Here is a 13,413-nt window from a genome sequence, read left to right on the forward strand (position 1 = left end):
ACTCGAACAGCAGGTGCGCCAACTGCAGTCCGGACACGATCGCGAACTGGATTCGCCAGCCCGATGCCGGCACCGGCCGTGCGGCAGGCTCGGGCGGCAGGACCCGCCTCGGCATAGGCGCCATGACCGGCATCCTCATGCCCGCAGTGCATCCGCCGCGCGGGACAGCGCATCTCGCGGCGCGTCGCCGCACGGCAGCGTCAGCCGCGCGATCACACCGCCGCTTTCACGCTGCTCCAGAGACAGCGACGATTGCTCGCCGAAGCGCGCGGACAGCTGGCGGCGAATGTTCACCAGCCCCACGCCGTGGCCGCCGGTGTCGGCGCCGAAGCCCACCCCATCGTCGGCGACGCTGACCTCGAGCGTCCCGCCGATCCGTCGAGCGCTGAGCTGCACCGTGCCGCCCAGGTCGGCCGGTGCCAAGCCGTGCTTGATCGCGTTCTCGGCCAGCGTCACCAGCACCATGGGTGGAAAGCGCAGGCCGCGCAATGCAGGCGGCAGATCCAGGGTGAAGCGCAAACGCGGCCCCATGCGCACCTGAAAGAGCTGCAGATAGGCCTGCGCCAGATCGAACTCTTCACCCAGCGTCGACTCGGCGCGCCGCACCTGCGGCAGCGCGGCACGCAGGTAGGTCATCAGGTTGTCGATGGTCTGCGCGCCGGCGGCAGGGTGCTTGCGATACAGCCGCCGCACGTTGGCCAGCGTGTTGAAGAGGAAGTGCGGCTCGATCTGCGCTTGCAGCAGCTGCAGCTGCGCCTCGGACGCTTCGCGCTCGAGCTCGCGCCGCGCGGCGTCGACCGCCAAGGCCTGCGCGTTGGCACGCTGGGCGTGGTGCTGCAGCGCGCGTGCCGCGTAGACGAAGGCGCCGAGCATCGAGTACTTCAGGGTCTCGCCGAGCACCGCCAGGGGCGCGGCCGGCCACCACTGGCCCGAGTACTGCCAGGTGATCAGCCAGACTGCCAGCAGCACCGGCGCGACGATGGCCGTGGCGAGCAGTGCACCGCGCGCCAGAGCCTTGCTGAGCCGACATTGCTCGGCGGCCGCCACCGACAGCCACATCAGCATGCCGATGACCGACACCTCGCCGAAGTAGTTGACCCAGCCTTGGGCGATGTCGGGCAACTCCCACATGTCGAACAGGTGGGGCTGGAACAGGACTTGTGTGGAGACGAGCCAGGCGAGCAGGATGACCGTGCCGAAGGCGGGCCAGTTCAGGCCGGCGCGCACGCGTTGCCAATAGCCCTGTTCGATTGCTGCGCTCATGGTCGGACGGATCCTGGTGCGATCTTCCCCCCGGGCGCATCGTACGGCGGGCCGCGCGACGACGGAAGGGTCAAGTCGGGGTGCGAAGTGGTCGAAGCGGCCGACGAAACCGACCCTGCCCGCTCATCGCGACGCAACGCGGCCCAGCGGCGCCGGGGGTCTCCGACCGCTCCCGCACCCCGCTTTGCAGCACCCGTCGCTGAAGTGCTCGCCGGTCCATCGGCATGCGCCGAAGCTTGCACCCAGCGCCGCCGGTCGCGGCGCGAGGAGTTGAAAGTGAAACAGGCACTGTCTTCGATCTCCCTCGGCGTGCTGAGCCTGTGCGCCGCACCCGGCTCGGTTCACGCAGACGCCGTCACCGACTGGAACGCCAACGCCGGCGCCGCGGCGCTGGCCGCCTGCATCGCGCCCAGCGATGATCCGCTGCACGAGTCGCGCCTGTACGCCATGCTGCACCTCGCGGTGCACGACGCGCTCAACGCCATCCAGCGCCGTTCGGATCCCTATGCCTACGACGCGGTGGCCCCCGCCGGCACCTCGCCAGAGGCCGCGGTGGCCGCCGCCGCGCGGGATGTGCTGGTGAGCCAGATCGGGCTCATCGGCGCGCCCTTCCCGCCACAGTGCGCCAGCGGCGGCATCGCGCGCGCCGAGGCCGACTACGCCAGTGCGCTCGCCGCGATCGCCGACGGGACGGCCAAGTCGCAGGGCATCGCCCTCGGCCAGGCGGCCGCCGCCGCGATCATCGCGCGCCGTGCCAACGACGGTTCGGATACGCCGCTCGTCGATCCGAACTTTCCGCAGGGCACCGCACCCGGCGAGTGGCGCTTCACGCCGGGCTCGCCGCCGATTGCCTTCGCCGCGGGGTGGGGACAGGTGAGCCCGTTCGCACTGCGCAGCGCGGAACAGTTCCGTCCCGGGCCGCCCCTGGCGGTCGATTGCGGCGGCAAGCCTCTGAACAACGCCGACGGCTGCCGCAAGTACGCCGCGGACGTCGAAGAAGTGCGCCGGCTCGGCAGCGACGGCGTGAGCGCGCCGAGCGCACGCAGTGCCGAGCAGACCGAGATCGCGCTGTTCTGGGTAGAGAGCTCGCCACTGGCGTGGAACCGCATTGCCCGCGGCGTGAGCGCGACGCAGAACCTGGATCCGTGGCAAAACGCGCGCCTGTTCGGCTTGCTGAACATCGCGCTGGCCGACGGCTACATCGCGAGCTTCGCCACCAAGTTCCACTACCGCTTCTGGCGGCCGGTGACGGCCATCCGCGCGGCCGCGGACGACGGCAACCCCGGCACCACGGCCGACGCGGCCTGGATGTCGTTGCGGCCCACGCCGCCGATTCCCGACTACGAGTCAGCGCATGCTGTCGAGGGCGCCGCGGCGGCCCAGGTCATGAAGCGCGTGTTCGGCCGCAACAACATCGCCTTCAGCGCCTGCAGCCTGAGCTTGCCGGCGGGCAGCAACTGCAACGATGGCAATGCGGTCCGGCGCAGCTTCAACGGCTTCGACCAGGCGGCCGACGAGAACGGCGAGTCCAGGATCTACGTGGGCTTCCACTTCCGCGACGCGGTCGACAAGGGGCTGAAGCACGGGCGACAGATTGGCGAATGGGCCGTCGACCAGACCCTGGTGTTGCAGCGCTGACGATGAGCCCGGTCACCCCTTGTGCATGCCGGGGCACCGTCGTCTTGCAGTCGCATGCGCCGGCGCTGCACTCACGGTCCCTCAGCCTGCGGAGTCCCTGCGCGGCTGCGGCCGCGGATGGGTCAGCGGCAGCACCGCGCTGGCGCTGGCGCAGGCCTGGTCTTCATCGGCACCGCGCAACTCGGCCGCGGCAAAGGCCAGCGTCGCGCCCAAGCGCTTGATGCGCGCGTGGGCGACAAAACGGCCGGCGCGTGCCGCGCGCAGGAACTGCACGTCGAGCGCGGCGGTCACCGCGGCGCGTTCCGGCGGCAGCTTCATCAGCACGACGAAGGCGGCGGCGAAGTCCAGCATCGCCGTGACGATGCCGCCCTGCACGGCCCCGTTGCCCTGCACGAAGCGGGCATCGGGCGTGAAGCACAGGCTCAGCGTGCCGGCTTCGGCATCGGCGGCGATCAGCGTGGTGCCGAGTTCCTGTGCCAGTGCATTGGTGTGCACCGGCCAGGGCGCACCGGGTGGCGCGCGCAGGAAGTCGAGCAGCAGCGCGTGGTCGGGGTTGATGCCGGGGTTCATGGGGATGCCGCCGGCAAGGCTTGCAGCGCAGGATCCGCCACGCCCCAGCGGCGCAGCAGGTCGTGCGGCGCGCCCAGCGTGGCCGGCGCATGGCCGGCTGGTGTGGCCGACAGCCGCGGCGCCGCCGCCGGCACCGGGTGCCCATCACCGACGAAGACGCCGCGTGCGCGGTTGTGCGGGTGCAGCGGCGCTTCGGCCAGGCTGAGCACCGGCGAGACGCAGGCGCCCAGCATCTCCAGCGCTGCGGTCCATTCGTCGCGGCTGCGGGTCTTGAAGACCGCTGCGAAGCGTTCGCGCAGTTCGGGCCAGCGGCTGCGCTCGTACTGCGCCGGCAGTTCGGCAGCGTCCAGGCCCAGGCCTTCGATCAGCCGGGCGTAGAACGGCGGCTCGACGGCGCACACCAGCATGTATTGGCAGTCAGCCGTTTCGTAGCTGGTGCCGAAGGGGCAGCTGCCATCGAGGAAGTTGACGCCGCGCTCATCCTGCCACTGGCCTTGCGCGCGCATCGCGTAGACCATGCCCATCAGCGAGGCAACACCGTCGACCATCGCCGCATCGACCACCTGGCCCTGGCCGCTGCTTCGTGCATGCAGCAGCGCCGCCAGCACGCCCATCACCAGGTACAGCGCACCGCCGCCGAGGTCGGCCACCAGGTTCAGCGGCGGCAGCGGTGGGCGGTCGGCATGGCCCATCGCATGCAAGGCGCCGGTGATGGCCAGGCAGTTCGGATCGTGGCTGGGCAAGTCGGCAAGCGGGCCGCTCTGGCCCCAGCCGGTCATGCGGCCGTAGACCAGTGCCGGGTTGTGCGCCAGGCAGTCGTCCGGGCCCAGGCCCAGGCGCTCCATCGCGCCGGGTCGATAACCTTCTATCAGCACGTCCACGTGTGGCAGCAGCGCCAGCAACGCGTCGCGCGCGGCCGGAGCCTTCAGGTCCAGTGCCAGGTGGCTGCGGCCGCGCCACAGCGGGTCCTCGGCTTTGGCCGGCGCCGCCAGCTCGGCGGCGCGGCGCTCGGGTGGCGCCACCTGCAGGATTTCGGCGCCCAGGTCGGCCAGCAGCATGCTGGCAAAGGGTGCGGGGCCGATGGCGCGGAATTCGAGCACCCGCACGCCCGACAACGGACCACGAAGCGTGGTACTCGCGCTATCCCGTGGGCCGTTGGTGCGTGGCGCATCAGGCGACGCCGTCATCGCGCCGCCCCATCGAGGCGCAGCACCGTGCCATTGAAGTACGGGTTGTCGACCAGCGTGGCGACGGCGGCGGCGAACTCGGCGGGCTTGCCGCAGCGCTGTGGAAACGGGACGTTGGCCGCCAAGTCCCGCTTCACGTCGGGCGGCAAGGAAGCGAGCATCGGCGTCTCGAAGATGCCGGGCGCCACCGCATTCACCCGCACGCCGTGGCGGGCCAGGTCATAGGCCATCGGGCGGGTGAGCGCGGCCACTGCCGCCTTGCTCGCGCAGTAGGCTGCCGCACCTTCCAGCGGTTGGAAAGCCGAAATCGAGCTGACGTTGACGATCAGGCCACGTTCATCGGCCTCGCCTTCGGGGCGGTTGTGCAGCATGCGGGCCGCCGCCAGCCGGGCCACGTTGAAGGTGCCGAAGAGGTTGACCTCGAAGATGCGCCGCAGCTCGGCCATGGGCAGCGGCCCCTCGGGCGTTGCCGTGGCACCCAGGCCGCCGACGCCGGCCGCATTGACGCACAGACGCAGTTCGCCGAAGCGCGCGATCGATGCGTCCAGGAAGCTGGCGACGGCGACTTCGTCCGACACATCGATGGCCGCCGTCGCCAGCCGCTCCGGTGCCAGGCCTTGCATCGCCTGCAGCCGCGTCGCGTCCTTGTCGATGACGGCCACGAAGGCGTCCATAGCCAGCAACCACTGCACGGTGGCTTCGCCGAGACCGGAGGCGCCGCCGGTGACCAGCGCCAGTCGTCGCGCGAGCTTCATTGCGGCGCCAGTGCCGCGCGGATGGCCGCGGCATGCTGTTCGAACACCTGGCGCAGCGACCGCGGTGGGCGGCCGGTGAGCTTCATCACGGCATCGCTGAGGATCGCGAAATGGCCTTCGCGGATGGCGCGCTCGAAGCTCACCATCTCCTCGCTGGGCCAGGGGATCGGGCCGCTGATGGGCTCGTCGGCGACGATGCGGCGCGGCACGCCCAGTGCATCGAAGAAGGCCAGCTTGTCCTCGTCGCTGCACACCGTGTAGGCGACAGGGCGGCCACCGATCTCGGCCGCCAGCGCGGCGCAATCGCGGTAGCTCAGCAGCTCGGGGCCGGTGATGTCGTAGACCTGGTTCTCATGGCCGCTGCCCGGCGGCGCGGCCATCACCGCCACCGCGCAGGCGATGCAGTCCTCGCGCGAGACCAGGCCGATGCGGCCTTCACCGGCGCTGGCCAGCCACTGGCCGGACATCAGCGCGCCGGGCGCTGCAAACAGCGCCATCGCCTCGCTGTACTGGCTGTCCCGCAGCATGGTCCAGGCCATGCCGCTGTCGCGCAGCATCTGCTCGGTGGCCACATGCTCGATCGCGCTGATCGCCGGGTTGCCCGGCAGCGCGCCGACGAAAGAGGTGTAGACCACATGCTGCACACCGGCCGCACGCGCCGCGTCGATGGCGGCACGGTGCTGCAGCAGGCGCTTGCCGCCCACCGCGTCAGTGCTGATCAGCAGCAGGCGCTGCGCGCCGGCGAAGGCCGGGCCCAGCGTTGCTGGGTCGCTGAAGTCGCCTCGCCGCACCTGCGCGCCTTGGGCGGCAAATTCGGCCAGCGCTTCGGGGCGGCGCGTGACCAGCACCAGCTTAGGCGCAGGCACACGCTGCAGCAGCTGTTCGACCGCGCGCCGGCCGAACTGGCCGGAGGCGCCGGTGATGACGATGGACATGGCGGGGGCTCCTGGGTCGGATGAGGGTTCAGCGCAGCACGGTGGCACGGATGGGGGGTGCCGACAAGGCGGGGATCGCCGGGGCGCCGCGGGTCAGTCGTCCACGAGCAGCAGGTGATTGACCATCGATTCGCCCTGCCACAGGCGCACCTGGCGCTCTTCGAACAACCAGCGGCCGTTGCGGCGGCGCAGCCGGTCGTCGCTGCGGCCGGCAAAGCGCAGCGCATACGGCGCCTCGCCGCGGCTTTCCGCCACCAGGCAGAACGAACGTGCGCGGCCGGCCTGGCCGTCGTCGTCCAGCTCGATCAGCAGCTGACCGGCAAAGTGCTGGCAGCCCGGAAAACGGTCCCAGGCGCGCAGCGTTTCGGCCATCGCGATCAGCTCGTCGCGGCCCCGGTAGCGCAGCTCGCCGCGCTGGCTCTGCAGCCGCATGCGGCCGCCATCGACGAAGCAGTCGGCAAAGCCTTCGACATCGCCGGTGTCCAGCGCCCAGTGGAACACCGCGAACAAGTCCTCGATCGCGAAACGATCGGCTGCGCTCATCGGTTTCACGACTTGTTCACCAGCTGGAACTCGGGCGGACGCTGCCGCGGCACGTAGGCGCCGCGGCCCGGGAAGCGCTCGAGCACGGCGCCGTCCCACAGCCGCACGGTGCGGCGGGAAAAGCACCAGCGGCCGTCCAGCTGCACCAGCTCGTCGTCGTAGTAGCCGCAAAAGCGCAGCGGGTAGGGCGGCTCGCCCTGGCATTCGGTGACCATGGCGAACGAGCGGGCGTGCACCGCGCCGCCTGGCTGACGCGCCAGTAGCGTGTTATCACAATAGTGCTGGCGGCCGGGGAAGTTGGGGATGCTGCGGTAGTGCTCGGCGAGGCGGCGGATGCCGTCGCGGCCCCGCCAGACATCGGGGTCCTCGAACACCTCTTCGACCATCACGCCGTCGGGCGCGAAGCAGGCGACGAAGGCCTCGGTGTCGCCGGTGTCCAGCGCCCAGCCGTAGCGGGCCAGCAGGTCCTTGATGGCGAATCGGTCTTCGGGCGACAGCCCGGCGGAGATGCTCATGGCCAAGGTCTCGGGGGGTGGGGTGACAGGCATGACGGCACCTTAGCGGCCGGCCTGCGCGGCTGCCGTCCTGTGCGGGGAGGACACGGGAGAACCCTGTCGATGTTGCAGAGGACAGCGCCGGACCGGGCGGCTGCGAATACTTCGACACAGCCTCGAAGAACCCCCTGGAGCCTCCATGAGAGAAGTGTTTGTCGTCGGTGTGGGCATGACTGCCTTCACCCGCCACCTCGACAAGTCCTGCGCCGAGCTGGCGCGCAGCGCGGTGCAGACGGCGCTGGCCGATGCCGGCCTGGCCACGAACGACGTGCAGGCCATCTTCTACGCCAACACCGCGCAGGCCGCGATCGAAGGCCAGATGGGCGTGAAGGCACAGCACGCACTGCGTCCGCTGGGTTTCGACGGTGTGCCCATGGTCAACGTGGAAGACGCCTGCAGCGGCTCGGCGGTGGCGCTGAACCTGGCGGTCACGCAGGTGGGCTCCGGCCAGTGCGACATCGCGCTGGCCGTGGGCGCCGAGAAGCTCAACACCAAGGACGCTGCACGCCGCTTCGCCGCCTTCAACCAGCCCGAGGATGTGGCGGCGGTGCAGGCCTTCGTCGACGCGCACATGCCGCAGGCCGAGGCCACGCCGATTCCGCCCGAGGTGCTGATCGACCCGGCCATGCGCAGCATCTTCATGGACGCCTACGCCATCAATGCGCGGCTGCACATGGCCAAGCACGGCAGCACATGGCGCCAGATCGCCGCGGTGTCCAGCAAGAACCACGGCCACTCGACGATGAACCCGCTGGCGCAGTTCCAGAACGCGATGAGCATCGATCAGATCCTGGCCGCACGCGTCATCTCGTGGCCGCTGACGCTGCCGATGTGCTCGCCGATCAGCGACGGCGCGGCAGCCGCCATCGTCTGTTCACGCGCCGCGCTGGAGCGCCTGGCCACGGCGCGGCCGGTGAAGGTGCTGGCCTCGGTGACCCGCGGCGGCAGCGGCCGCAAGCTGGACGACAGCGCCAACGCCGCCGTGCGCCTGGCCGCACTGGCCGCCTACGAACGCGCCGGCATCACAGCGGCCGACGTGTCGGTGGCCGAGGTGCACGACGCCAGCGCTTTTGCCGAGATCGCGCACACCGAATACCTGGGCCTGGTGCCCTTCGGCGACGGTGCCGCAGCGGCCGAGCGCGGCGAGACCACGCTGGGCGGGCGCATCCCCGTCAATGTCTCCGGCGGCCTGCAGTCACGCGGCCATCCTGTGGCCGCCACCGGGCTGGCGCAGATCCATGAACTGGTGCTGCAGCTGCGTGGCGAGGCCGGCGCGCGCCAGGTGGCCCATGCCCGCATCGGCGTGGCCAGCAATGGCGGCGGCTTCATCGGTGTCGAAGACGCGATCTGCTGCGTCACGGTGCTGGGCAAGTAGACGCCATGCGGCTCATCGAGCACTTCGACAAAGCGGCCGAGCGCTGGCCCGAGCGCGCCTTCCTGGTCGACGCCGCCGGTTCGCGCACGTATCGCGAGGTGCAGCTGCAGTCCCACCGCATTGCCGCGGCGCTGCGGCGCGACGGCCTGGCGCGCGGCGCGCGGGTGGCGATCTACTCGGCCAACTCGGCGGCGGCCTTCGAATGCGTGATCGGCGCACTGCGCGCCGGTGCGGTGTGGGTGCCGGTGAGCACGCGCAACCACCTCGACGACACGGTGCACACGCTCGTCGAGACCGGCACCGAGCTGCTGTTCTACGGCCCCGACGTGGCGCCGCAGGTCGACACGCTGGCCAGCCGCTGCCCGGGCCTGCGCCAGCGCGTGGCATTGGACGAGCACTTTGAACGCTGGCTTCCGACGCAAGCCACCTTCGACGAAGACGAACCCGGCACGCCCGACGAACTGGCCACCCTGTTCAGCTCGGGCGGCACCACCGGCCGGCCCAAAGGCGTGATGATGAGCAGCGCCGGCTGGGAAGCGATGATCGCCGGCACGCTGGCGCTGCAGCCGCACCCGCACCCGATCCACCTGGTGGCCGCGCCGATGACGCATGCGGCAGGCGGATCGGCCCTGGCCATGCTGCCGCTGGGCGCCACCCATGTGCTGCTGCCCGGCTTCGATGCGCTGCAGGTGATGCAGGCCATCGAAACCTACCGCGTCACCCACCTGTTCCTGCCGCCCACCGCGATCTACAAGCTGCTGGCCCACCCGGACGTGCGCGCGCACGACTTCAGCTCGCTGCGTTACCTCAACTACGCCTCGGCGCCGATGGCGCCAGAGCGGGTGCGCGAGGCCTGCGAAGTCTTCGGCCCTGTCATGACCACCGCTTTCGGCCAGACCGAGACCGGCCTCAACGTCACCGCCTTCACGCCCACGGACCATGCCGAGGTCGTCGCCAGCGGCGACCTTACGCGCCTGGCCAGCTGCGGCCGCGCCGGGCCATTCTTCCGCGTCGCGATCATGGACGAACAAGGCCGACTGCTGCCGCACGGCGAGCGTGGTGAAGTCGTCGTGCGCGGTGCCTCGGTGATGAAGGGCTACCTGAACAACGCGGAAGAGACCGCCCGCGTCTCGGCCCACGGCTGGCACCACACCGGTGACATCGGCCAGCTCGACGCACAAGGCTGGCTGTTCCTGGTCGACCGCCTGCGCGACGTGATCGTCAGCGGCGGCTTCAACGTCTTCCCCAGCGAAGTCGAACGTGTGCTCTTGAGCCACCCGGCCGTGCAGGACTGCGCGGTGGTCGGCGTGCCCGATGCGCTGTGGGGCGAGGCGGTCAAGGCCGTCGTCGAACTCAAGCCCGGCTGTGGCTTCGACGAAGCCGCGCTGCGCACGCTGTGCCGCGAGCGCCTGGCCAGCCACCAGGTGCCCAAAAGTTTCGAAGCCTGGGCGCAGCTGCCGCGCTCGCCGGTGGGCAAGCTGCTCAAGCGCACGGTGCGCGAGCACTTCTGGGACGGCCAGGCCCGGCGCGTCTGACGACCGACAACGATACCGACACCGATGGAGACACCATGAGCTACCTGCCCCTTCGCAACACCCGGTGCACACCGCTGCGCCACGCCCTGGCGCTGGCCGCAGTCGCGGCACTGGCCCAGCCCGCAGGGGCCGCCGAGCTGATCAATACCGACGACCTGAGCCTGCGCTGGGACAACTCGATCAAGTACACGCTGGGCGCCCGCACCACCAAGCCTTCGAGCTTCTACACCGCCAACCTCAACACCAACGACGGCGATGCGGCCTTCCCGGACAAGCGCGACATCGTCACCAACCGGCTGGACCTGCTGTCGGAATTCGACCTGACCTTCAAGGACAAGGCCAGCTCCGGCCTGCGCATCAGCGCCGCCGCCTGGTATGACCATGTCTATCGCCGATCACACGCGGCCATCGATCCGCTGAGCTACAACGCAAGTTCGGTGAGCAACACCGAGTTCACCGCCTATGCCCGCAAGTGGGCCGGCGCGAATGCCGAGTTCTACGACGCCTTCGTGCACAGCGGCGTCGACATCGGCGGCCACAACCTGTCGTTCCGCCTGGGCCGCCACACGCTGATGTGGGGCGAAAGCCTGATGCTGCCGGGCAACGGCATCGCCGCCGGCCAGGCGCCCACCGATGTCAACAAAGTGCTGACGGTGCCGGGCATCCAGACCAAGGACTTCCTGATGCCGGTGAACCAGCTCTCGGCCTCCTTCGCGCTGACGCCGAAGTGGGACCTGGCCGGCTACTACCAGCTGGAGTTCCGGCCGACGCGGCTGCCGCCTTCGGGCACCTTCTTCAGCCCGGCCGACCTGATCTTCGACGGCGCCGAACGCCTGATGTTGGCGCCCGGCTTCGGCGTGCCGCTGCAAGGCACGCAACAGCCGCCCGAGCGCAAAGGCCAGTACGGCATAGCAGCCAAATACCGTGACCAGCAAAGCGGCAGCGACTACGGCTTCTACTACCTGCGCTACACCGACAAGACGCCGCAGGTCATCCTGCAGCTGAACCCGATTCCGGTGCCGCCGTTCATGATGCCGACGAACTACTTCTTCGTGTACCCGCAGAAGATCGACGTCTACGGCGTGTCCACCTCCAGCCACGTCGGCGATGCCAGCGTGGCCGGCGAAGTCTCGATCCGCAACAACACGCCGCTGACCAGCCTGGCGAGCGCGCTGGTGGCCTTTCCGGGCGTGCCGCTGGATGCTGTCGACAACCCGGTGTACGCGGTCGGCCGCTCGCTGCACTTCCAGGCCTCGACGATCTGGCAGCTGCCTCGTTTGCCGGGCTTCGACGCTGCTTCGCTGGTCGGTGAAATCGGCGGCAACACACTGCTGAAGACCACCCGCAACGCCGCGGCGCGCAACACCGAGACCTCGAAGACCGAGCTCAAGATGGGCTTGTCCTTCGAGCCCACGTGGTACCAGGCGCTGGCCGACATCGACCTCTCGCTGCCGCTGACCCTCATGTACAACTTCAACGCCAAGACCCCGGCCGTGGCCAGCACCGGCGGCTCGGCACGCGGCGGCAGCCTGGCGCTGGCGCTGAAGTTCACCTATGCCAACAGCATCAAGGGCGCGCTGCAGTACACGCGCCAGCTCGGCAGGGACCAGGACAACGCCTTCGGCGACCGCGACTTCATCGCGCTCAACCTCAACTATTCGTTCTGACGCGCCGCACCGCATCCCTGGAGACACGATCATGAAGCACCCCACTTCCCTGACCCTGCTGGCCGCCTGCGCGGCCGCCGCCCTGAGCCTGCCCTCGCGCGCCGCCGTCACCGCCGACGAAGCCAAACAACTGGGCAGCACGCTGACCGCCTGCGGCGCCGAGAAAGGCGCCAACAAGGATGGCAGCATCCCCGCCTACACCGGCGGCCTGAGCGGAGCGATGAAAGCCCCCCGCCCCGGCCTGCCGCCGGCGCTGTTCACCGACGAGAAGCCGGTGCTGCAGCTGAAGGCCGACAACGCCGAGGCCAACGCCGCGCGGCTCAGCGACGGCCACCTCTACCTGCTGAAAAACTATCCCGGCTTCCGCATCGACGTCTACCCGACGCACCGCACGTTCGCAACGCCGAAGTTCGTCGCCGACAACTGCATCTTCAACGCCAGCAACGCCAAGATCAGCAACGAGGCGGTGGTCGGCCACAAGGGTGCGGTGCCCTTCCCCATCCCCAAGACCGGGCTGGAGGCGATGTTCAACAACCTGTGGACCTGGCGCGGCGCCGACCGGCAGATCAATGCCGAGACATGGTTCGTCTCGGCCGCCGGCAAGCGTTCGCTGGCCACCGCCAACATCGTCACCGAGGCCTACCCCTACTACTACGAGGGCACCGCGCGCCAGGACGGCTGGGAGGGCAAGCTGCGCGGAGCGGTGATCGTCGAAGTGACAGCGCCGGCCTACTCCGCCGGCGAGAAGACGCTGATCCTCGGCCCGGCCGACCCGATCGGCCAGGAAACCCAGGGCTGGACCTACTTCACCGGCCAGCGCCGGTTGCGCAAGATTCCTAACGTGCAATACGACGTGCCGTTCAACATCACCTCGGGCAACACGAACTTCGACGACAACTACGGCTTCAACGGCGCGACCGACCGCTACGACTGGAAGCTGGTGGGCAAGAAGGAGATGTTCGTGCCCTACAACAACAACAACATCAACCTGGTCGACGACCTCGACAAGCTGATGGGGCCGAACTTCGTCAACCCCGACCACGTGCGCTTCGAGCTGCACCGCGTCTGGGTGGTGGACGCCACGCTGAAGGCCGGCGCCCGCCACACCGTGCCCAAGCGCCGCTTCTACATCGACGAGGACAGCTGGAACATCGTCAGCACTGACCAGTGGGACGCCAAGGGCCAGTTCTGGAAGAACATCAACATCCTGACCTGGGTCTACCCCGAAGTGCCGACGATGGCCAACTTCCAGCACATCGTCTACAACGTGCAGTCCAAGGCCTACAACGTTCAGAACATGATGAACCGGGCTCCCGGCGGCATGAACTTCAAGGCCCAGGCGGCGGACTTCTACACGACGCAGTCCTTGGAACGCCAAGGCGTGCGCTGAA

The 13,413-nt window shown here is 69.4% G+C and carries 12 protein-coding genes; 5 read left to right on the top strand and 7 right to left on the bottom strand.

What is annotated here, in order from left to right:
- Positions 1–135 precede the first annotated feature (135 nt).
- Positions 136–1,263 (bottom strand): sensor histidine kinase, encoded by a 1,128-nt coding sequence (locus tag VLK61_RS19315; protein WP_325423250.1) that lies wholly within the window; start codon positions 1,261–1,263, stop codon positions 136–138.
- Between VLK61_RS19315 and VLK61_RS19320 the strand changes: the two genes are divergently transcribed.
- Positions 1,231–2,901 carry a vanadium-dependent haloperoxidase gene (locus tag VLK61_RS19320; RefSeq protein WP_325423251.1) on the top strand — a complete coding sequence of 557 codons (1,671 nt, stop codon included), beginning with the start codon at positions 1,231–1,233 and terminating at the stop codon, positions 2,899–2,901. The genes VLK61_RS19315 and VLK61_RS19320 overlap by 33 nt on opposite strands.
- 81 nt (positions 2,902–2,982) lie before the next feature.
- Here the strand turns inward: VLK61_RS19320 and VLK61_RS19325 are convergent, their stop codons facing one another.
- The 6 genes from VLK61_RS19325 to VLK61_RS19350 all read right to left on the bottom strand — a co-directional run bounded on the left by VLK61_RS19325 (position 2,983) and on the right by VLK61_RS19350 (position 7,439).
- Complete coding sequence (locus tag VLK61_RS19325) at positions 2,983–3,471, bottom strand: PaaI family thioesterase (protein ID WP_325423252.1); 489 nt, start codon at positions 3,469–3,471, stop codon at positions 2,983–2,985.
- Positions 3,468–4,577, bottom strand: coding sequence for a CaiB/BaiF CoA transferase family protein (locus VLK61_RS19330; RefSeq protein WP_325423253.1), 1,110 nt, complete (start codon positions 4,575–4,577; stop codon positions 3,468–3,470). The genes VLK61_RS19325 and VLK61_RS19330 overlap by 4 nt, the downstream gene beginning before the upstream one ends.
- A 77-nt stretch (positions 4,578–4,654) precedes the next feature.
- Positions 4,655–5,413, bottom strand: a complete 759-nt coding sequence (locus VLK61_RS19335) for an SDR family NAD(P)-dependent oxidoreductase (RefSeq protein ID WP_325423254.1) — start codon at positions 5,411–5,413, stop codon at positions 4,655–4,657.
- Positions 5,410–6,348, bottom strand: a complete 939-nt coding sequence (locus tag VLK61_RS19340) for an SDR family oxidoreductase (protein ID WP_325423255.1) — start codon at positions 6,346–6,348, stop codon at positions 5,410–5,412. Before VLK61_RS19340 ends, VLK61_RS19335 begins: the two co-directional genes overlap by 4 nt.
- A gap of 93 nt (positions 6,349–6,441) precedes the next feature.
- Positions 6,442–6,891, bottom strand: coding sequence for a nuclear transport factor 2 family protein (locus tag VLK61_RS19345; protein WP_325423256.1), 450 nt, complete (start codon positions 6,889–6,891; stop codon positions 6,442–6,444).
- 5 nt (positions 6,892–6,896) lie between these two features.
- A complete protein-coding gene (locus VLK61_RS19350; RefSeq protein ID WP_325423257.1) occupies positions 6,897–7,439 on the bottom strand; it encodes a nuclear transport factor 2 family protein in 543 nt (180 codons plus the stop codon).
- Positions 7,440–7,584: 145 nt separating this feature from the next.
- On the opposite strand from VLK61_RS19350, the gene VLK61_RS19355 reads away from it, so the two are divergent.
- Genes VLK61_RS19355 through VLK61_RS19370 form a run of 4 tightly spaced genes read left to right on the top strand, consistent with a single transcriptional unit; the run spans position 7,585 to position 13,412 of the window.
- Positions 7,585–8,820, top strand: a complete 1,236-nt coding sequence (locus VLK61_RS19355) for a thiolase family protein (RefSeq protein WP_325423258.1) — start codon at positions 7,585–7,587, stop codon at positions 8,818–8,820.
- 5 nt (positions 8,821–8,825) lie between these two features.
- A complete protein-coding gene (locus VLK61_RS19360; RefSeq protein WP_325423259.1) occupies positions 8,826–10,355 on the top strand; it encodes a class I adenylate-forming enzyme family protein in 1,530 nt (509 codons plus the stop codon).
- 35 nt (positions 10,356–10,390) lie between these two features.
- Entirely contained in the window at positions 10,391–12,022 is a 1,632-nt protein-coding gene (locus VLK61_RS19365) for a DUF1302 domain-containing protein (RefSeq protein ID WP_325423260.1), read from the top strand.
- 31 nt (positions 12,023–12,053) lie between these two features.
- Complete coding sequence (locus VLK61_RS19370; protein WP_325423261.1) at positions 12,054–13,412, top strand: DUF1329 domain-containing protein; 1,359 nt, start codon at positions 12,054–12,056, stop codon at positions 13,410–13,412.
- The last annotated feature ends 1 nt before the right edge of the window (position 13,413 follow it).

Origin of the sequence: Aquabacterium sp., assembly GCF_035476535.1 — a bacterium.
Lineage (GTDB): Bacteria > Pseudomonadota > Gammaproteobacteria > Burkholderiales > Burkholderiaceae_C > Pseudaquabacterium.